The sequence below is a fragment of the Burkholderia sp. Se-20373 genome (genome assembly GCF_017104705.1).
Classification (GTDB): domain Bacteria; phylum Pseudomonadota; class Gammaproteobacteria; order Burkholderiales; family Burkholderiaceae; genus Burkholderia.
Genome location: NZ_JAAGPH010000148.1, coordinates 1 through 18594 on the forward strand (window position 1 = coordinate 1; position 18594 = coordinate 18594).

Consider the following 18594-nt stretch of genomic DNA (forward strand, 5'->3'; position numbering starts at 1 on the left):
GTCGATGAAGCTTTCATTCGTGGCATCGATCGAAACCGGCACCGGCACCGCGCGACCGAGAGCCGAGAACTTCAACCCTTTGGCTTCGGCAAGCTTACGCAGCACCTCCGGCGCATCGCCCTGCCAGCGCCTGCGCACAGCGAATCCCGCCCTCTCCGGTTTGAAACGCCGGCCGCCACCGGCGCACGACACACCGCGCGCCACCCACGCCCGCAAAACAGGGCCACACCGCCCGCCCCCGTGCCGCGCGGCTTCCGTAAAAACCCTGTCCTCAGAGGGAACCCTCTACGCTGCCCCCTCGCCTAGCGCCTGGCGATTGCGTAGGCTGTTGGCCTGACCGATATCTACAACGGGCCATACGCCCGGCCTCAAGGCTTGCAGGGGAAAGAAGGAGACACGCCCATGCGATTCGACGTCGAATTGCTTCTGCTCGCGCTGGCGCCCGTCTTCCTGCTCTGCATCGCGTGGGAGGCCTGGCACCTCGCCCGCACCCGTGCGCAGGACGCTGTCTATGCGTGGCGCGACACGCTGTGCAACGCGGCGCTCGCGCTGATGCACCAGGGCGCCGACAAGATCGCGTGGCTGTTCGTGATCCCCGTCTACGCGTACTGCTACCAGCACTACCGCCTGTTCACGTGGCATGACGGCTGGCTGTCGTTCGCGGTGCTGTTCGTCGCGCAGGATTTCCTCTACTACGTCTTTCATCGCGCGAGCCATCGCGTGCGCTGGCTGTGGGCCGCGCATGTCGTGCACCACTCGTCCGAGCGGATGAATTTCTCGACCGCGTTCCGCCAGAGCCTGATGTACCCGGTCGCGGGGATGTGGGTGTTCTGGCTGCCGCTCGCGTTCGCCGGTTTTCCGCCGCAGCAGGTCGTCGGCATCGTGCTGATCAACCTCGCGTTCCAGTTCTTCGTGCATACGCAGGCGATCGGCAAGCTCGGCTGGCTCGAATACGTGCTGAACACGCCGTCGATCCACCGCGCTCACCATGCGCGCAACCCGCGCTACATCGACCGCAATTACGCAGGCGTCCTGGTGATCTGGGATCGCCTGTTCGGCAGCTATGTCGAGGAAACACCCAACGATCCGCCGCAGTACGGAATCGTCGAGCGGCTAGGCTCGAACAACCCGCTCGTCGCGACGTTCCACGAGTGGGTGTCGATGGCCGGCGACGCGTTGCGCGTCGGCGGCTGGCGCAACAAGCTGCGCGCGATTTTCGGCCCGCCCGAATGGGCGAGCGCTTATCATGCGCAGATTGCCGAGGCCGCGAACCCCGATCCGCGCACCGTGCCGCTCGCGGCCGCGCGAGACCAATAAACCGTTTCAGCCAACGGCCGCCGCGCAACCCGGAACCGAGCAGGCACGCGGCAGATGAGAAACACATCAGGCCATATCTACGAGGAGATCGAACGATGCAGACACAACAACACGCACCCGCCCGCACCCGTCAGCGCATGCTGCGCACCGCGCAACTCGCGATCGCCGGCGCCGCGCTCGCGCTGCTCGCCGCGTGCGGCGGCGGCGGTGACGACAACAACAACAGCGCATCGAACACGCCGCCGTCGGGCGTGAAAATGCAGGTCGTGTCGTTCGGCGACAGCCTGTCCGACGCGGGCACCTACTCGCAGATCAAGCTCGGCTTCGGCGGCGGCCGCTTCACGACCAACCCGGGCCAGGTGTGGACGCAGAACGTCGCGCAGTACTATGGCGACACGCTGCAGCCCGCTAACCAGGGCGGCTTCGGCATTCCGCTGCAGGCCACCGGCGGCCTCGGCTACGCACAGGGCGGCTCGCGCGTGACGCAGCAGCCGGGCATCGGCCATGCGGACGCCAGCGTGCCGAACCCCGATTACGCCCAAGCGACCACGACGCCGATCGCCGACCAGGTCAAGCAATACGTGTCGCAGCACGGCAGCTTCAACGCCGGCCAGATCGTGCTGCTGAACGGCGGCGCGAACGACATCTTCTACCAGGTCGCGGCGCTGCAGGCCGGCGCGATCACGCCGACGCAGCTGCAGCAGAACATCGGCGCCGCCGCGCAGCAGCTCGCGGGCATCGTGCAGCAGATCGTCGCCGCCGGCGCGACGCACGTGTTCGTATCGAACGTGCCGGATATCGGCGGCACGCCGCTCGCGCTCCAGAGCGGCTCGCAGACGACCCTCACGCAACTGTCGATGCTGTTCAACGGCACGCTCGCCGCGACGCTGCAGGCACTCAAGGTCGACACGACCAAGTACGTGCTCCTCGACACGTTCACGTGGCAGGACGGCATCCTCGCGAACTACAAGGCGAACGGCTTCGCCGTGTCGAACACCGACACCGCCTGTAACCTGAAGGCGATGGTCCAGGCCGCCACGCAGTACGGCGTCGCGAACGCAACCGCATTCGGCTCGTCGCTGTTCTGCTCGCCGCAGACCTACACGGTCGCGAACGCGGATCAAACCTACATGTTCGCCGACACGGTCCACCCGACGACGCGCCTGCATGCGCTGTTCGCGCAGTTCGCGCAGTCGAAGATCGCGGCCTCGGGCGTCGGCAAGTAAGCCGCCGGCCACGCGCCCAAACGAAAACGCCCGACCGGTTTGCCGGTCGGGCGTTTTTCATTCGTGAACCGCGACGGGTATCAGTCGCGCGCTTCGAACGCGGCGGCCGCGCGGCCGAGGCGATCGTTGACCGCGATCCATTCGACGGTCTCGGGCAGCTTCTCGACGAGAATCCGCGCCACCTGCGCGCGGTCGAGCACACGCAGCATCCCGTACAGGTCGCGCGCATACGCCTGCGGATCTTCCGACGCCGCGACGAAATGCACGCCGTCGGCCTGCGCCCACTGCCCCGCGCGCGATGCGCGTGCGACCAGCGCGACGCGTTCGCCGTCGGCCTGCGCGGCCGCGAGCAGCGGCTCGAGCGCGTCGAACGGCAGCAGCGCGAGCGGCGTGCGCGGCGCGTAATGCGCCTTCAGCGTGCCCGACGCGCGCGGCGCGGTCGCATCGCTGCCGTCCGGCAGTAGCGGTGCGCGGCCGAGCACGGCGGCGATCTGCTGCGGCGTCACGTGGCCCGGGCGCAGCAGCGCCGGGAAGCCGCGCGACAGGTCGAGAATCGTCGATTCGATACCGACTTCCGATGCGCCGCCGTCGAGCACGTGCACGGTGTCGCCGAATTCGTCGCGTACGTGCTGCGCGGTGGTCGGGCTCACATGGCCGAACCGGTTCGCGGACGGCGCAGCCACGCCGCCATGCCCGCCGCGCCGCGCGCTGAACGCGGCCAGCAGCGCCTGTGCGACCGGATGCGACGGGCAGCGCAGCCCGACCGAATCCTGGCCGCCGCTCACGGCGTCCGGGATGCGCGCGTGGCGCTTCAGGATCAGCGTCAGCGGGCCCGGCCAGAACGCATCGATCAACGCCTGCGCGTCGGCCGGCAGATCGTCGGCCCAGTAGCCGGGATCACCGCCCGGCGGCAGGTGCACGATCACCGGATGATTCGCGGGCCGCCCCTTCGCCGCGTAGATGCGCGCGACGGCCTCGGGATTCGCCGCATCGCCGCCGAGCCCATAGACGGTTTCGGTCGGAAAGGCCACGAGCTGGCCCGCGTCGAGCAACGCGGCGGCCGCGTCGATCTGCGCGGCCGTCACGGCGTTCGGGAGGTCGATGGACATCGGCTGGCGTCTCAGTCGAGCGGCACGCGCAGCAGCTGCGCGCACGCGGTGGCCGCGGCAACGGCTTCGTCGCGCGTTTCGGCCGTGAAGTTCACGTGGCCCATCTTGCGGCCGATGCGCGCCTCTTCCTTGCCGTACAGGTGCAGGTGCGCGGTCGGCATCGCCGCGACCGTGTCCCACGGCGGCGTGACGGCATCGGCCGCCGCACCTACGCCGGCCGCACCGTTCGGGAACCACACGTCGCCGAGGATGTTCAGCATCGCGGCCGGCGAATGCTGGCGCGGGTTGCCGAGCGGCATCCGCGTCATGGCACGCACCTGTTGCTCGAACTGGCTCGTTGCGCACGCATCGACCGTGTAGTGGCCGGAATTGTGCGGGCGCGGCGCCATCTCGTTCGCGACGAACGAACCGTCTTCGAGCACGAAGAACTCGACGCACAGCACGCCGACGTAGCCGAGCGTATCGGCGATCCGCACGGCGGCCTGCTGCGCCGCTTCGACACGCGCGGCATCGGCGGCCGGCGCGGGCACGACGGTCAGCGCGAGGATGCCGTTGTGGTGCACGTTCTGCGCGAGCGGGAACGCGGCCGAGCGGCCGTCCGCGCCGCGCGCGATCAGCGCCGACACTTCGTATTTCAGCGGCAGGCGCTTTTCGAGCACGCACGGCACGCCGTTCAGCGCCGCATGCGCGTCGCGCGCTTCCTGCGCGGTGCTCACGCGCACCTGGCCCTTGCCGTCGTAGCCGAGGCGCGCGGTCTTCAGGATGCCCGGCAGCACCGCGTCGAGCGCGGCATCGTCGAGCGCGGCGAGCGCCGCCGATGATTCGATCACGACGTGCGGCGCGACGGGCACGCCCGAGGCTTCGATGAAGCGCTTCTCCGCGATCCGGTCCTGCGCGACCGCGACGCAGCGGCCGGCCGGTGCAACGAACGTCGTACGCGCGAGGAAATCGAGGCTCGCGGCCGGCACGTTCTCGAACTCCGTCGATACCGCGTCGCACAGGTCGGCCAGTTCGGCGAGCGCGGCTTCGTCGTCGTAGGCCGCGCGCAGGTGGCGGTCGGCGACCGCGCCGGCGGGGCTCGTCGGATCGGGATCGAGCACGGCGACGCGATAGCCCATCGACTGGGCGGCAAAGCAGAACATGCGGCCGAGCTGGCCACCGCCGACCATGCCAAGCCACGCGCCGGGCAGGATCGGGGAAACGGAATCAGGAGTTGCGGTCATGTCAGTGGTCGGTCGCGGCGGGCGCTGCCCGCCGCAAGTGGGGAGGTCAGGCAGCCGCTCGAATGGCAGGGCGGCCGCCGGTGCGCCGTCATTCCAGCGGCGGCAGCACCATCGCGTGCGCGGCTTCGTTCTGGCGCACGCGGAACGCGGCGAGGCGGTTCGCATAGTCGACCGAGTTGCCGGACAGGATCGATACCGCGAACAGCGCGGCATTTGCAGCACCGGCCTCGCCGATCGCGAACGTCGCGACGGGCACGCCCTTCGGCATCTGCACGATCGAGTGCAGCGAATCGACACCCTTCAGGTACTTGCTCGCGACCGGCACGCCGAGCACCGGCACCGTGGTTTTCGCGGCCAGCATGCCGGGCAGGTGCGCGGCGCCGCCGGCGCCCGCGATGATCGCGCGCAGCCCGCGCTCGCGCGCTTTCTCCGCATAGTCGAACATCTCGTCGGGCATCCGGTGCGCGGACACGACCTTCGCTTCGTACGGCACGCCGAATTCCTGCAGGATGGCGACCGCGTGCTTCATCACGTCCCAGTCGGAACTCGAACCCATCAGCACGCCGACGAGCGGCGCGCTGTGCGTGTGGGCGGTCTGGACTTCACTCATTTCGTGCGTTCCCTCTGGTCAGGCGAGCGACTGGCCCGTGATGCGCTCGAGCGCTTCCTGGTACTTCGCGGCCGTCTTCTCGACGACGTCGGCCGGCAGTGCCGGTGCCGGCGCCGTCTTGCCCCACGGCTGCGCCTCGAGCCAGTCGCGCACGAACTGCTTGTCGAACGACGGCGGGTTCGTGCCGACTTCGTACTGGTCGGCCGGCCAGAAGCGCGACGAATCGGCCGTCAGCACTTCGTCCATCAGGTACAGCTGGCCGTGGTTGTCGAGGCCGAATTCGAACTTCGTGTCGGCGATGATGATGCCGCGCGTGGCCGCGTAGTCGGCCGCTTCCTTGTACAGCTTGATCGAGATGTCGCGAATCGTCGCGGCCAGCTCGGTGCCGATGCGGCGCTCGGTTTCCTCGAACGTGATGTTCTCGTCGTGCTCGCCCATCTCGGCCTTCGCGGCCGGCGTGAAGATCGGCTCGGGCAGCTTCTGCGCGTTCTGCAGGCCTTCCGGCAGCTGCACGCCGCACACGGCGCCCGACGCCTGGTATTCCTTCCAGCCGCTGCCGGCCAGGTAGCCGCGCACGACTGCTTCGATCATGATCGGCTCGAGGCGCTTGACGACCACGCCGCGGCCCTTCACCTGCTCGACCTCGTCGGCCGCGACAACCGCTTCCGGCGCGTCGCCCGTCAGGTGGTTCGACACGATGTGCGCGAGCTTGTCGAACCAGAAGTTCGCCATCTGGTTCAGCACGCGGCCCTTGTTCGGAATCGGCTCGCCCATCACCACGTCGAATGCCGACAGACGATCGGTCGTGACGATCAGGAGCTTGTCGTTGCCGACCGCGTAGTTATCGCGGACCTTGCCGCGACCGAGGAGCGGCAGCGAGCGGAGCGTGGATTCGTAGAGGGTAGACATCGTCTTTTCGCAGATAAGGAGCCAAACAAAAAGGGAAACGCCGTTCCCCGCGGCAGGCGGGAACGGCGGTCTTGCAATACGTCGGCGAACCGCCGGGCGACGGCGCCCGGGCGGTTGCCGGCCGGCCCTCGTTCGGCCGGACGGAGCGGCTGCGGGGCCGGATCAGATCCGGCCGGACAGCCTTGCCGTTGCCCACATCGGGCGCGGCAATCGTACTACAGTCTCAGCGCACGACCTGTGCGAGCGCGCCGGACTTGTACTGCTCGGCGATCTTGTCGAGCGCCACCGGCTTGATCTTGCCGGCCTGGCCTTCACAGCCGAACGCGAGGTAACGGTCGACGCAGACCTGCTTCGCCGCTTCGCGCGCGGGCTTCAGGTAGTCGCGCGGATCGAACTTGCCCGGGTTCTCGAACAGGTAGCGGCGGATCGCACCGGTGATCGCCAGACGCAGGTCGGTGTCGATGTTGATCTTGCGCACGCCGTGCTTGATGCCTTCCTGGATTTCCTCGACCGGCACGCCGTAGGTTTCCTTCATGTCGCCGCCGAATTCGCGGATCTCGGCCAGCAGTTCCTGCGGCACCGACGACGAACCGTGCATCACCAGGTGGGTGTTCGGGATGCGCGCGTGGATTTCCTTGATGCGCTGGATCGACAGGATGTCGCCCGTCGGCTTCTTCGAGAACTTGTACGCGCCGTGCGACGTGCCGATCGCGATCGCGAGCGCATCGCACTGCGTGAGCTTCACGAAGTCGGCGGCCTGCTCCGGATCGGTCAGCAGCTGCTCGCGGGTCATCGTGCCTTCCGCGCCGTGGCCGTCTTCCTTGTCGCCCTTCATCGTCTCGAGCGAGCCGAGCACGCCGAGTTCGGCTTCGACCGTCACGCCGATCGAGTGCGCCATCTCGACGACCTTGCGCGACACGTCGACGTTGTACTCGTACGATGCGACCGTCTTGCCGTCGGCTTCCAGCGAACCGTCCATCATCACGCTGGTGAAGCCGCTGCGGATCGCGGCCATGCAGACTGCCGGCGACTGGCCGTGATCCTGGTGCATCACGACCGGGATGTGCGGGTACGATTCGACCGCTGCTTCGATCAGGTGGCGCAGGAACGGCTCGCCCGCGTACTTACGCGCGCCGGCCGATGCCTGCATGATCACGGGCGCGCCGACCTGGTCCGCCGCCGCCATGATCGCCTGGACCTGTTCCAGGTTGTTCACGTTGAAGGCCGGCAGGCCGTAACCGTGCTCTGCCGCGTGGTCCAGCAATTGACGCATTGATACGAGAGGCATTGTGGAACTCCATGGAATGAAAACCGGTGCGCCCTGACGCCGGCGCGGCGCTCGCTCCCGGTCGAACCCGGGGTGGCGCGGCGCGGCTGAGCGTCGAATAGCCGCATTTTATCGCGAAGCGCCTCCGATTCCGACCGCCCGGTGGCGCCGACTCGCAATTTGTTACGTTCGCACGGCACAATGCGGGCAAAAATGAGAAAAAAAGCCGCGCGGGGCTTCGACCCCACGCGGCTTTCGCGCGAAAAACGGTGCCGGATCGATTTTTTCGGCCGACCCGAGGTTCAGCGGGCGCTCAATAGTGCTCGCCGACCCGCACGATCTTCAGCGTGTTGGTGCCGCCCGCCTGCCCCATCGGCTCGCCGACGGTCAGCACGACCATGTCGCCGTGCTGCACGTAGCCCTGCTTGACGACGATCTCGAGCGCCGCCTGGAGCGCCGAGTCGCGGTCGCTGTTGAAGTCGACGTGCAGCGGCGTCACGTTGCGGTACAGCGCCATCGTGCGCTCGCTGCCGACACGCGGCGTCAGCGCGAAGATCGGCACGTGCGTGTAGTGACGCGACATCCACAGCGCGGTCGCGCCCGATTCGGTCAACGCGATGATCGCCTTCGCACCCAGGTGGTACGCGGTGAACAGCGCGCCCATCGCGATCGACTGGTCGATCCGCGTGAACGTGCGGTCGAGGAAATCCTTGTCCAGCTCGACTTCTTCCGACTTTTCCGCCTCGACGCACACGGCCGCCATCGTCTCGATCGTGACGACCGGGTACTTGCCGGCGGCCGTCTCGGCGGACAGCATCACCGCGTCGGTGCCGTCGAGCACCGCGTTCGCGACGTCCGACACTTCCGCGCGGGTCGGCACGGGTGCGTGGATCATCGATTCCATCATCTGCGTCGCGGTGATCACGAGCTTGTTCGACTCGCGCGCCATCCGGATCATCCGCTTCTGCAGCGCCGGCACGGCCGCGTTGCCCACTTCCACCGCGAGGTCGCCGCGCGCGACCATGATGCCGTCGGACGCGTCGAGAATGCTTTGCAGCGCCGGAATCGCTTCCGCGCGCTCGATCTTCGCGATCATCTTCGGCTTGATGCCGTAAGGCGCGCCCGCGATGTTCGCGAGCTGGCGCGCCATTTCCATGTCGGTCGCATTCTTCGGGAACGACACCGCCACCAGGTCCGCACCGAGCGACATCGCGGTACGGATGTCTTCCATGTCCTTCGCGGTCAGCGCGGGCGCCGACAGGCCGCCGCCCTGGCGGTTGATGCCCTTGTTGTTCGACAGCTCGCCGCCCACCTTGACGATCGTGTGGATCTCGTCGCCGAGCACGCGCTCGACGGTCAGCACGATCAGGCCGTCGTTCAGCAGCAGCAGGTCGCCCGTGCGCAGGTCACGCGGCAGCTCCTTGTAGTCGAGCCCGACGCGCTCGTCGTTGCCCAGCTCGCAGCCCGCGTCGAGGATGAAGGCCTGGCCCGGCTCGAGCGTCGTCTTGCCGTTCTCGAACTTGCCGACGCGAATCTTCGGGCCCTGGAGGTCGGCCATGATCGCGATCTCGCGGCCGACCTTGCGGGCGGCCTCGCGCACCATCTCGGCGCGCTGGCGGTGATCGTCGGCCGTGCCGTGCGAAAAATTGAGCCGCACGACGTCGAGGCCCGCCTGCATCATCTGCAGCAGAATCTCCGGCGAACTGGAAGCCGGGCCGATCGTGGCGACTATCTTGGTGGCGCGCTGCATGAAACTCCTCATCTGGATCAAGGTGGATGCGCTGGGTGAAACGCTGCGAGAGCCGGAAGCGGCAGGCCCAGCGGCCGCCGCTCCGGGGGGCGTGCCGGTGCTTGCGCCCGGCATCGCTTTGTTCTGAATCTCGTGGTGCTGCTCGGCCGCGTCGCCGGCGGCCGCCGGTGCGCGCGGGGCGGTGTTCGCCCGCGCGGGCGCGCGTTTGCGCTTGCCCGCGCCGGCCGGCTGCTCCGCTTTCGCGGAGCGCACGGCCTTCGTCACCCCTGCGCGCGCCGCCACGCTCAGGCCGCCCGCGTTTCCAGCACTTCCACCGCCGGCAGCTTCTTCCCCTCGAGGAACTCGAGGAAGGCGCCGCCGCCCGTCGAGATGTAGCTGACCTGGTCATGGATGCCGTACTTCGCGATGGCCGCGAGCGTGTCGCCGCCGCCCGCGATCGAGAACGCGGACGATTTGGCGATCGCTTCCGCGAGCGTCTTGGTGCCGTTGCCGAACTGGTCGAACTCGAACACGCCGACCGGGCCGTTCCACACGATCGTGCCGGCCTTCTCGAGCTGGCTCGCGAGCGCCTTGGCGGTATCCGGGCCGATGTCGAGGATCATGTCGTCCGCTTCGATGTCGGCGACCTGCTTCACCGTGGCCGCGGCCGTCGGCGAGAATTCCTTGGCCGTCACGACGTCGGTCGGGATCGGCACCGACGCGCCGCGCTCGCGCGCTTCGTCGATGATCGCCTTCGCCTCGTTGACGAGGTCGGCTTCCGCGAGCGACTTGCCGATCGACAGGCCGGCCGCGAGCATGAACGTGTTGGCGATGCCGCCGCCGACGATCAGCTGGTCGACCTTGCCGGCCAGCGACTTCAGGATCGTGAGCTTGGTCGACACCTTCGAGCCGGCGACGATCGCCACCAGCGGGCGGGCCGGGTTGCCGAGCGCCTTGCCGAGCGCGTCGAGTTCGGCGGCCAGCAGCGGGCCCGCGCACGCGACCGGCGCGTACTTCGCGATCCCGTGGGTGGTCGCTTCCGCGCGGTGCGCGGTGCCGAACGCGTCGTTCACGTACACGTCGCAGAGCTTCGCCATCTTCTGCGCGAGCTCGTCCGAATTCTTCTTCTCGCCCTTGTTCACGCGGCAGTTCTCGAGCAGCACGACCTGGCCCGGCGCGACGTTCACGCCGTCCTCGACCCAGTTCGACACGAGCGGCACGTCACGACCGAGCAGCTCGGCGAGGCGCTTCGCGACCGGCGCGAGCGAATCTTCCGGCTTGAATTCGCCTTCGGTCGGACGGCCGAGGTGCGACGTGACCATCACGGCCGCGCCGGCGTCGAGCGCGGCCTGGATGGCCGGCACGGACGCGCGCACGCGCGTGTCTTCGGTGATGTTGCCCTGGTCGTCCTGCGGGACGTTCAGGTCGGCACGGATGAATACCCGCTTGCCGGCGAGCTGGCCGGCGGCGATCAGGTCGGTAAGACGCTTGACTTGGCTCATGTTGAACAAATTGAAGTAGTGGATGGGGAAAGGGGGTTCACGCTGGACGTGCGCGGGCTGCCGCGAAAGGGCGCCGGATGCGGCCGTGGCTGGCGGTTCGCATGACGCGCACGGGTAAAAAATCTCGAACGGGCATTCTAGCCGATCCACCCGGCAGACTGACCCGCGGGCGGCGAATTCCGCCTATTTGGGATCGCGCGCGGGAACGGACACATTGCCGCAATGCAGCAATGCACGCGCGCAAGCGGCCGATACCCGGCGGGCCTGAGCGGCGACCCATCAGAAGATCAGGCGCAGCGCGGTGAAGACGAGCATCCCGACGACGATCGTGCCGAGCATGCTGCGCCGCCACAGGAACCAGCCGAGGCCGGCGAGCGCCGCGTAGAACGGATGGTTGGACAACGCGAACGACAGCCCGGCCGGCGTTTCGAGCACGTCGGGCAGCACGACGGCGACCAGTGCCGCCGCCGGCGCGTAGCGCATTGCGCGCTGCGCGCGCTCGGGCAGCACGGTGCGTTCGCCGCCGATCAGGAACAGCGCGCGCGTGACGGCCGTGACGATCGTCATCCCGATGATGACGATCCAGATTTCCATCGCGCTCATCAACTACTCCTTGAAATGTTGCCATCGATGGCGGGCAAGAAATACATACCCTTGACAGGCAGCTTCTTCCATCGACTAGGATCACCGGCATGATTCTTGTCTATCGCTACCGGGTGAAGTCGCTCAACGGCCTCCTGAACCAGCAGAGCCGTGCGGTGAACTATGTCTGGAACTTCTGCAACGACACGCAGAAACACGCCCTCAAGTGGAACAAGAGGTGGCCGACGGGTTTCGATCTGAACGTACTGACGACGGGCTGCAGCAAGATACTCGGCATCCACTCCGGCACGGTCAACGCAACGTGCGAGCAATACGCGAAGTCGCGCAATCAGCGCCGTCGGCCTTACTTGCGCTATCGCGGCAAGAAATCTCTTGGCTGGGTGCCGTTGAAGGGGCGTGACCTGAAGCGCGAAGGCGACGCATTTCGCTTTGCCGGCAGCACCTTTCGCGTGTTCAACAGCCGACCGCTTCCCGAAGGCAAGATCAAGGACGGAACCAACTTTGCGCAGGATGCGCGCGGCAATTGGTTCTTGAACATCGTGATCGAGATGCCAGATGTTCAGGCCCGCCCGATCCGTTCCGGCGTCGGCATCGATCTCGGCCTGAAAGACTTCGCCACACTTTCGACGGGCGAGAAGCTGCCGAACGACCGGTTCGGCCGGCGAGCGGCCGATAAGCTGGCAAAGGCCCAGCGAGCGCGAAAGCACAAGCGACATATCGCGAAATTGCACGCCAAGGTGGCGAATGCGCGTGCTGATTTCCAGCACAAGCTGGCGCTCGATTTGGTGCGGCGCTTCGATTACATCGCGGTCGGCGACGTGTCGGCCGCGAAGCTCCCCAGAACCAGGATGGCGAAGAGCGTCTACGACGCATCCTGGTCGTCCTTCCGAAACAAGCTCCGTTACCAGGCGATCGCGCACGGGGCCACGTTCGAGGAAGTCGACGAAAGCGGTTCCACCCAGTCCTGTTCGGCGTGCGGGTCGAAAGACAGCACGACGCGGCTGAAAGGTATCGCGGGACTGCGAGTAAGAGAGTGGGCCTGCGATGGCTGTGGTGTCGTGCATGATCGAGATACCAACGCTGCTTTGAACATTCTCCGATGCGGACGTGCATCGCCAGCTGTGGGAATCCGCCCCCTTTAGGCGGCGGAGGACGTCAATCGATTTCCTTTTCGTGCACGGTTTCGGTGCGGATGCGCCGCCAGTCGGCCCGCTCGACGAAGAAATCGGCCGTGCTGCCGGCCGCGAGCGCGGCGAGCACCGCGAGCGGCAGCGCGAGCCGGTACGGCAGGTCGAACGCGATGAGCGACACGACACCGGCGACCGCGACGGCCGCGAGCGTCGAACGGTTCGCGACCGCCGACACCATGATCGGGATCAGCGCGAGCGTGCCGGCCAGCTCCAGCCCCCAGCTCGCGGGAAAGAAGCTCGCGAGCAGGATGCCGGCGAGCGACGACACCTGCCACGACAGCCAGCTCGCGAGCGCCATCCCCCAGAAATACGCCTCCTTGCCGGGCACGTGGCCGTAGGCGAAGCCCTGTTTCTGGAACAGCAGGTAGATCACGTCGCCGTTGAAATAGCCGATCGCGAGGCGCCGCCACAGCGGCAGGTAGGAAAAATGGGGAGCAAGCCCGGCGCTGAAGATCACGAAGCGCGTGTTGACCATCGCGGCCGTGAGCAGGATGGTCCAGATCGGCAGCTTCGCCGCGAGGAGCGGCAGCACCGCGAGCTGCGACGAACCCGCGTAGACCAGCAGCGACATCGCGCTCGCCTGCCAGAGTGTCATGACCGACTTGCTCATCGCGATGCCGGTGACGAGCCCCCACGAGAAAATCGCCATCAGCGTCGGGGAATAGTCGCGCGCGCCCTGGATCAGCGCGAAGCGGTCGGTGGCGGACAATCGAGCGAACATGGGAAGCGGGCCGCAGCGGGCGGTTCGTCGGGGCGCCGGCGCCTCCTGCCGGGTCGACCCGTCGTTATTGGAATCGGTACCGGGCGATTATAGCGCCGGCCCCGCGCCGACCGACCGGATCGCCTTCAAATGACGCTAAAATAAGCGTCTTTCCGGCTCAACGCTGCATACAACCCGCAGCACCTCACCGCTTCCCAGGAGAAATCTATGTCAATGGCCGACCGCGACGGCAAGATCTGGATGGACGGCAAGCTGATCGACTGGCGCGACGCCAAGATCCACGTCCTGACCCACACGCTGCACTACGGCATGGGCGTCTTCGAGGGCGTGCGCGCGTACAAGTCGGCCGACGGCAGCACCGCGATCTTCCGCCTGTACGAGCACACGAAACGTCTGCTGAATTCGGCGAAGATCTTCCAGATGGACGTGCCGTTCGACCGGGAAACGCTCGAAGCCGCGCAGCTCGAAGTCGTGCGTGAGAACCAGCTCGAGTCGTGCTACCTGCGGCCGATCATCTGGGTCGGCTCGGAAAAGCTCGGCGTGGCCGCGAAGGGCAACACGATCCACGTCGCGATCGCCGCCTGGCCGTGGGGCGCCTACCTCGGCGAGGAAGGCCTCGCGAAGGGCATCCGCGTGAAGACGTCGTCGTTCACGCGCCACCACGTGAACGTGTCGATGGTGCGCGCGAAGGCGTCGGGCTGGTACGTGAACTCGATCCTCGCGAACCAGGAAGCCACCGCCGACGGCTACGACGAAGCGCTGCTGCTCGACGTCGACGGCTACGTGTCGGAAGGCTCCGGCGAGAACTTCTTCCTGGTGAACAACGGCAAGCTGTACACGCCCGACCTGTCGTCGTGCCTCGACGGCATCACGCGCGATACCGTCATCACGCTCGCGAAGGACGCCGGCATCGAGGTGATCGAGAAGCGCATCACGCGCGACGAGGTCTACACGGCCGACGAGGCGTTCTTCACCGGCACGGCCGCTGAAGTCACGCCGATCCGCGAGCTCGACAACCGCACCATCGGCAGCGGCGCGCGCGGCCCCGTCACGGAAAAGCTCCAGTCGGCGTTTTTCGATATCGTGTCGGGCAAGAACGCGAAGTACGCGAACTGGCTGACGAAGGTCTGAGCGCGCCGCGCCACCGACCGCCCCACAAAAGAGTGATAAGAGAAAGTCTCATGAGTGAAATCAAGGAAATGCCGCTGGTCGAGCTGACGGCCAAGGATCTTCCCGCGTACTGCCCGAACCCGGCCATGGCGCGCTGGAGCGCCCACCCGCGCGTCTTCATCGACGTCTCGCACGGCGAGGCACGCTGCCCGTACTGCGGCACGCGCTACAAGCTGCGTGACGGCGAGGTCGTCAAGGGCCACTGAGCCCTGGCGGCCCGGCCTGCAGGCTGATGCAGGCCCGCCGATCGCCCAGGCGGCGCAGCCGGATTGCCGGCGCGCCGCCGTTCTCCATTCTGGCAACCCGAACGCGGCGCCTGGGCGCCGTGCTTCATTACGACATCGGAAGTCGACCTGATGCGTCGAGCGCTGGTTATCGCACCGAACTGGATCGGTGACGCATTGATGGCGCAGCCGCTTTTTGCGCTGCTGAAGAAAAACCATCCCCGCATCGCGATCGATGCCGTCGCGCCCTCGTGGGTCGCGCCCGTGCTCGAGCGGATGCCCGAGATCCACGATGTCTACGCGACCGATCTCGCGCACGGCAAGCTGCAGTTGCTGCGCCGCTGGCAGCTCGCGAGCGACCTGCGCGACGTCGGCTACGACGCGGCGTACGTGCTGCCGAATTCGCTGAAATCCGCGGTGATCCCGTGGCTCGCGAACATCCCGCTGCGGGTCGGCTACACGGGCGAGCACCGCTACGGGCTGCTGAACGTGCGGCACGCGAACCCGGACAAATCGGGCGAGCGGCCGCCGATGACGGCCCATTACGCGGCGCTCGCGTACGCACCGGGCGCGAAGCTGCCCGAGTCGATGAAGACGCTGCCCGCGCCGCGCCTCGACGCCGATCTCAACGAGACGGCGCGCGTGTCCGCCCGTTTCAATCTCGATACACGCAAGCCGCTCGTCGTGTTCTGCCCGGGCGCGGAATACGGCCCGGCCAAGCGCTGGCCGCCCGAGCACTTCGCATCGCTCGCCACCATCGTCCACCAGTCGTTCCCGTACACGCAGATCGTCGCGCTCGGCTCGCAGAAGGACGCCGCCGCCGCGCAGGCGATCGCCGACCACGCGCCGAACGTGCGCAACCTGTGCGGACAGACGTCGCTGTCGGAGGCGTGCGCGCTGATCGCGCGCGCGAACGCGGTTGTGACCAACGATTCGGGGCTGATGCACGTTGCCGCCGCGCTACGCCGGCCGCTCGTCGCGCTGTACGGATCGACCGATCCGCGCCACACCCCTCCGCTGTCGGACCTGGCGAAGGTACAATGGCTTCATCTCGAATGCAGTCCCTGCTTCGAACGCGAGTGCCCGCTCGGCCACCTGAAGTGCCTGCGCGAACTCGGTCCCGAGCAGGTATTCGGCGATTTGCGCGGCATGCTCGTCGGGCAGCGCTGACCCTGGCCGGCAGCGTCGCACGGCGCGCCGGGCAATCCGATTCACCGGTGTACGGCGGCTCCATCCGGGCCGCCGTGCTGAATACGGCGCGCGACGCGCGCGAGAGATAACCCCGATGCCACGTTTTGCCCGCCTCTTCGAAGCCGCCGCCGATACGCTGAACGCCTACTACCAGGCCGTCGCCGATGCCAATCTCGACGCGCTGCTGGGACTGTGGATCGACGAGGATTTCGCCAGCTGCGTATGGGCGGACGGCGAGCATCTGCACGGCCTCGACCAGATCCGCAGCGGGCTCGCCAACCGGCTCGCCACGCGCCCCGTGACGATCGAGCCGCTCGACATCCGCGTGTACGACAGCCTCGGCACGGTCGTCTATACGATCGCCGAAGCGCATCAGCAGGCCGACCTCACGGCCGAACCCGACATGGTGTTCGCCACGTACGTGATGATTCACGAACGTGGCGAGTGGCGCATCGCGCATATTCACGCGAGCCCGATTCCCGAACAGGCGGCCGGACAATTCGCCGCGAAGATCCGTCATGGGCAGGGTCCGCTGCACTGACGAAAAGACGAAGCAACGCATACGCGGGGCGATCATGAGTACGGCTTCTCCGCCCACCTCGCCGCTGACCGGGGCTCCGGCCCCCGACGACGACATACTGCGCTATCGCGCACCACGCTGGCTGCCCAACAGCCATGCGCAAACCATCGTGCCCGCGCTGTTCGCGCGGCGTCCCGTCGTCGCTTACCGACGAGAGCGATGGGAAACCCCCGATCACGACTTCATCGATCTCGACTGGGTCGCGCATCTCGACAGCGCGGCGCCGCGGCCCGATGCGCCGCTGTTCGTACTGTTCCACGGCCTCGAAGGCAGCTCCGGGTCGCACTACGCGCTCGCGATGATGGCCGCCGCGCGCGCGAAGGGCTGGCACGCCGTCGTGCCGCACTTCCGCAGTTGCAGCGGCGAGATCAACCGCCAGCCGCGCTTCTACCATCTCGCCGACAGCGCCGAAGTCGACTGGATCCTGCGCCGGCTTGCCGCGCAGCATCGCGGGCCGCTCGTCGCGGCCGGTGTGTCGCTCGGCGGCAATGTGCTGCTGCGCTGGCTCGGCGAGCATCGCAGCGACACGTCGATCCTGCGGGCGGCCGCCGCGATCTCGACGCCGATCGACGTGCACGCCGGCGGGCGCGCGCTGTCGCAAGGCTTCGCGATGGTCTACACGCGCAGCTTCCTGAAGACACTCAAGCGCAAGGCACTCGCGAAGCTCGACCAGTACCCGGGGCTGTTCGACCGCGAAGCGATGCTGCAGGCCGTGACGATGCGTGACTTCGATGAGATCGTGACCGCGCCGCTGCACGGTTTCGCGAACGCGGACGACTACTGGACCAAAGCGACGACACGGCCGCTGCTGCCGGCGATCGACGTGCCGACGCTGATCCTCAACGCCCGCAACGACCCGTTCCTGCCCGAGTCCGCGCTGCCGGGCCCGGCCGACGTCTCGCCGGCCGTCGAGCTCGACCAGCCTGCGGCCGGCGGCCATGCGGGATTCATGACCGGACCGTTCCCCGGCCGTCTCGACTGGCTGTCGGCGCGGGTGTTCGGCTATTGCTCCAAATTCGTCGACCATGGATGACATCGTCAGGCAGGCCCTCGCCAAGTGGCCGAACGTGCCGCACTGTACCGGCTGGCTGCTGCTCGACCGGCGCGGTGAATGGCGGCTGCGCGACGACGCGGCCCAGGCGGCCGGCGAACTCGGCTCGCCGATCCGGCATGCGGCGCTGAACGCGTTCATCGGCCGCAACTACGAATGCGACGCGCAGGGCCAGTGGTTCTTCCAGAACGGGCCACAGCGCGTGTACGTCGAACTCGCCTATACACCGTGGATCGTCCGGCTCGCCGAGCGCGACGGGCAGCTCACGCTCACCGACCAGACCGGCACGCCGTTCGAACCGGACGAAGCCTGGCTCGACGACGCAGGCGGCGTGCTGTTTCGCGCGGCCGGCACGCCGCCGTGCATCGCGGCGCTGCACGATCACGACCTCGGGCTGTTCGCCGATCACGCCGATTTCGATGCCGCGCCGCCCGTGCTGCACTGGCGCGACGGCCGCACACTGCCGCTCGGCAGCATCGTCGGTGCGGACGTGCCCGCGCGGTTCGGCTACGTCGCCAGCCCGGCGCAACAGGCGCGCAATACCGCTGGCAGCGGCAACTGACCCGCAGCGGCAGCGCCCGCGCTTCCCGAGTATCGGCCGCTACCCGCGGCCGTTCTTCTCGTCTTCGCGCTCTTCCTTGTAGCGCGCCTCGAATTCCAGCAGCCGCGCGCCGATCATCGACTGCTCGTAGAACGGCACGTCCTTCGCGTCGCGCGCTTCCTTCAACTGGCGAATCGCCGACGGCCACGCGCCGTCGAGCGCGAGCTTCTCCGCGAGCGCGCGGCGCCGCGCCAGCAGGTCACCCTTGCCGTCACTCGCCTTCGCGAGATAGTCCCACCAGTCCGGCTGCTCGGGGTCGGCCTTCGCCTGCGCGCGTGCCTGCGCCTGCGCGTCCGCGAAGCGGCGCGCGGCGATCAGCGCCTGAAGATGCGCGACGATCGCCGCGTGCGACGACGGCCAGCGCCGCTGCG

The 18594-nt window shown here is 67.6% G+C and carries 19 protein-coding genes and 1 pseudogene; 10 read left to right on the forward strand and 10 right to left on the reverse strand.

Annotated elements, in window-relative coordinates:
* Positions 1-402 precede the first annotated feature (402 nt).
* Together G3N96_RS31810 and G3N96_RS31815 are read left to right on the forward strand one after the other, a co-directional pair.
* Positions 403-1317, forward strand: a complete 915-nt coding sequence (locus G3N96_RS31810; protein ID WP_206139655.1) for a sterol desaturase family protein — start codon at positions 403-405, stop codon at positions 1315-1317.
* A 95-nt stretch (positions 1318-1412) separates the two neighbouring features.
* Positions 1413-2543, forward strand: coding sequence for an SGNH/GDSL hydrolase family protein (locus G3N96_RS31815; protein ID WP_089473483.1), 1131 nt, complete (start codon positions 1413-1415; stop codon positions 2541-2543).
* An 80-nt stretch (positions 2544-2623) separates the two neighbouring features.
* Here G3N96_RS31815 and G3N96_RS31820 read toward each other — a convergent pair whose 3' ends face one another.
* The 6 genes from G3N96_RS31820 to pyk all read right to left on the reverse strand — a co-directional run bounded on the left by G3N96_RS31820 (position 2624) and on the right by pyk (position 9411).
* Positions 2624-3652, reverse strand: coding sequence for an L-threonylcarbamoyladenylate synthase (locus G3N96_RS31820; RefSeq protein ID WP_206139656.1), 1029 nt, complete (start codon positions 3650-3652; stop codon positions 2624-2626).
* A gap of 11 nt (positions 3653-3663) precedes the next feature.
* Positions 3664-4875: a 5-(carboxyamino)imidazole ribonucleotide synthase gene (locus tag G3N96_RS31825; RefSeq protein WP_124580863.1), complete on the reverse strand. Its 1212-nt coding sequence runs from the start codon at positions 4873-4875 to the stop codon at positions 3664-3666.
* Between the two features lie 88 nt (positions 4876-4963).
* Complete coding sequence (gene purE / locus G3N96_RS31830; protein WP_039360624.1) at positions 4964-5485, reverse strand: 5-(carboxyamino)imidazole ribonucleotide mutase; 522 nt, start codon at positions 5483-5485, stop codon at positions 4964-4966.
* A gap of 18 nt (positions 5486-5503) precedes the next feature.
* On the reverse strand, positions 5504-6394 hold the full coding sequence (locus tag G3N96_RS31835; RefSeq protein WP_206139657.1) for a phosphoribosylaminoimidazolesuccinocarboxamide synthase: 891 nt from the start codon (positions 6392-6394) through the stop codon (positions 5504-5506).
* A gap of 223 nt (positions 6395-6617) precedes the next feature.
* A complete protein-coding gene (gene fba, locus G3N96_RS31840) occupies positions 6618-7682 on the reverse strand; it encodes a class II fructose-bisphosphate aldolase (protein WP_034189083.1) in 1065 nt (354 codons plus the stop codon).
* Between the two features lie 292 nt (positions 7683-7974).
* On the reverse strand, positions 7975-9411 hold the full coding sequence (pyk, locus tag G3N96_RS31845; protein ID WP_039360687.1) for a pyruvate kinase: 1437 nt from the start codon (positions 9409-9411) through the stop codon (positions 7975-7977).
* On the opposite strand from pyk, the gene G3N96_RS39775 reads away from it, so the two are divergent.
* A complete protein-coding gene (locus G3N96_RS39775; RefSeq protein ID WP_256093618.1) occupies positions 9410-9538 on the forward strand; it encodes a hypothetical protein in 129 nt (42 codons plus the stop codon). The two genes, pyk and G3N96_RS39775, sit on opposite strands and share 2 nt — an antisense overlap.
* 157 nt (positions 9539-9695) lie before the next feature.
* Here G3N96_RS39775 and G3N96_RS31850 read toward each other — a convergent pair whose 3' ends face one another.
* Together G3N96_RS31850 and G3N96_RS31855 are read right to left on the reverse strand one after the other, a co-directional pair.
* Entirely contained in the window at positions 9696-10892 is a 1197-nt protein-coding gene (locus G3N96_RS31850; RefSeq protein ID WP_206139658.1) for a phosphoglycerate kinase, read from the reverse strand.
* Between the two features lie 279 nt (positions 10893-11171).
* Complete coding sequence (locus G3N96_RS31855; RefSeq protein ID WP_206139659.1) at positions 11172-11495, reverse strand: AzlD domain-containing protein; 324 nt, start codon at positions 11493-11495, stop codon at positions 11172-11174.
* 89 nt (positions 11496-11584) lie between these two features.
* Between G3N96_RS31855 and G3N96_RS31860 the strand changes: the two genes are divergently transcribed.
* The gene (locus tag G3N96_RS31860) at positions 11585-12637 is read left to right on the forward strand and encodes an RNA-guided endonuclease TnpB family protein (RefSeq protein WP_206139660.1); all 1053 of its coding nucleotides are present in this window, start codon (positions 11585-11587) and stop codon (positions 12635-12637) included.
* Between the two features lie 13 nt (positions 12638-12650).
* Here the strand turns inward: G3N96_RS31860 and G3N96_RS31865 are convergent, their stop codons facing one another.
* A complete protein-coding gene (locus G3N96_RS31865) occupies positions 12651-13406 on the reverse strand; it encodes an AzlC family ABC transporter permease (RefSeq protein ID WP_206139661.1) in 756 nt (251 codons plus the stop codon).
* 207 nt (positions 13407-13613) lie between these two features.
* Between G3N96_RS31865 and G3N96_RS31870 the strand changes: the two genes are divergently transcribed.
* The 6 genes from G3N96_RS31870 (at position 13614) to G3N96_RS31895 (ending at position 18184) form a co-directional block, all read left to right on the forward strand.
* A complete protein-coding gene (locus G3N96_RS31870; protein ID WP_089473488.1) occupies positions 13614-14537 on the forward strand; it encodes a branched-chain amino acid transaminase in 924 nt (307 codons plus the stop codon).
* 50 nt (positions 14538-14587) lie between these two features.
* On the forward strand, positions 14588-14782 hold the full coding sequence (locus G3N96_RS31875) for a zinc-finger domain-containing protein (protein WP_006749970.1): 195 nt from the start codon (positions 14588-14590) through the stop codon (positions 14780-14782).
* A 150-nt stretch (positions 14783-14932) separates the two neighbouring features.
* Positions 14933-15970, forward strand: a complete 1038-nt coding sequence (gene waaF / locus G3N96_RS31880) for a lipopolysaccharide heptosyltransferase II (protein ID WP_039360609.1) — start codon at positions 14933-14935, stop codon at positions 15968-15970.
* A 115-nt stretch (positions 15971-16085) separates the two neighbouring features.
* Complete coding sequence (locus G3N96_RS31885) at positions 16086-16532, forward strand: nuclear transport factor 2 family protein (RefSeq protein ID WP_006749968.1); 447 nt, start codon at positions 16086-16088, stop codon at positions 16530-16532.
* Between the two features lie 34 nt (positions 16533-16566).
* Positions 16567-17604, forward strand: a complete 1038-nt coding sequence (locus tag G3N96_RS31890; protein ID WP_089495552.1) for a hydrolase — start codon at positions 16567-16569, stop codon at positions 17602-17604.
* Positions 17597-18184 (forward strand): DUF2946 family protein, encoded by a 588-nt coding sequence (locus tag G3N96_RS31895; RefSeq protein WP_206139662.1) that lies wholly within the window; start codon positions 17597-17599, stop codon positions 18182-18184. Before G3N96_RS31890 ends, G3N96_RS31895 begins: the two co-directional genes overlap by 8 nt.
* 39 nt (positions 18185-18223) lie before the next feature.
* Here the strand turns inward: G3N96_RS31895 and G3N96_RS31900 are convergent.
* Positions 18224-18594, reverse strand: a pseudogene (locus G3N96_RS31900) (M48 family peptidase); the annotation flags it as partial.

Excerpts from the sequence above, each read along its gene's own strand:
- G3N96_RS31810 (WP_206139655.1), top strand. The coding sequence starts at position 403 with ATGCGATTCGACGTCGAATTGCTTCTGCTCGCGCTGGCGCCCGTCTTC.
- G3N96_RS31815 (WP_089473483.1), top strand. The coding sequence starts at position 1,413 with ATGCAGACACAACAACACGCACCCGCCCGCACCCGTCAGCGCATGCTG.
- G3N96_RS31820 (WP_206139656.1), bottom strand. The coding sequence starts at position 3,652 with ATGTCCATCGACCTCCCGAACGCCGTGACGGCCGCGCAGATCGACGCG.
- G3N96_RS31825 (WP_124580863.1), bottom strand. The coding sequence starts at position 4,875 with ATGACCGCAACTCCTGATTCCGTTTCCCCGATCCTGCCCGGCGCGTGG.
- purE (WP_039360624.1), bottom strand. The coding sequence starts at position 5,485 with ATGAGTGAAGTCCAGACCGCCCACACGCACAGCGCGCCGCTCGTCGGC.
- G3N96_RS31835 (WP_206139657.1), bottom strand. The coding sequence starts at position 6,394 with ATGTCTACCCTCTACGAATCCACGCTCCGCTCGCTGCCGCTCCTCGGT.
- fba (WP_034189083.1), bottom strand. The coding sequence starts at position 7,682 with ATGCCTCTCGTATCAATGCGTCAATTGCTGGACCACGCGGCAGAGCAC.
- G3N96_RS39775 (WP_256093618.1), top strand. The coding sequence starts at position 9,410 with ATGAAACTCCTCATCTGGATCAAGGTGGATGCGCTGGGTGAAACGCTG.
- pyk (WP_039360687.1), bottom strand. The coding sequence starts at position 9,411 with ATGCAGCGCGCCACCAAGATAGTCGCCACGATCGGCCCGGCTTCCAGT.
- G3N96_RS31850 (WP_206139658.1), bottom strand. The coding sequence starts at position 10,892 with ATGAGCCAAGTCAAGCGTCTTACCGACCTGATCGCCGCCGGCCAGCTC.
- G3N96_RS31855 (WP_206139659.1), bottom strand. The coding sequence starts at position 11,495 with ATGAGCGCGATGGAAATCTGGATCGTCATCATCGGGATGACGATCGTC.
- G3N96_RS31860 (WP_206139660.1), top strand. The coding sequence starts at position 11,585 with ATGATTCTTGTCTATCGCTACCGGGTGAAGTCGCTCAACGGCCTCCTG.
- G3N96_RS31865 (WP_206139661.1), bottom strand. The coding sequence starts at position 13,406 with ATGTTCGCTCGATTGTCCGCCACCGACCGCTTCGCGCTGATCCAGGGC.
- G3N96_RS31870 (WP_089473488.1), top strand. The coding sequence starts at position 13,614 with ATGTCAATGGCCGACCGCGACGGCAAGATCTGGATGGACGGCAAGCTG.
- G3N96_RS31875 (WP_006749970.1), top strand. The coding sequence starts at position 14,588 with ATGAGTGAAATCAAGGAAATGCCGCTGGTCGAGCTGACGGCCAAGGAT.
- waaF (WP_039360609.1), top strand. The coding sequence starts at position 14,933 with ATGCGTCGAGCGCTGGTTATCGCACCGAACTGGATCGGTGACGCATTG.
- G3N96_RS31885 (WP_006749968.1), top strand. The coding sequence starts at position 16,086 with ATGCCACGTTTTGCCCGCCTCTTCGAAGCCGCCGCCGATACGCTGAAC.
- G3N96_RS31890 (WP_089495552.1), top strand. The coding sequence starts at position 16,567 with ATGAGTACGGCTTCTCCGCCCACCTCGCCGCTGACCGGGGCTCCGGCC.
- G3N96_RS31895 (WP_206139662.1), top strand. The coding sequence starts at position 17,597 with ATGGATGACATCGTCAGGCAGGCCCTCGCCAAGTGGCCGAACGTGCCG.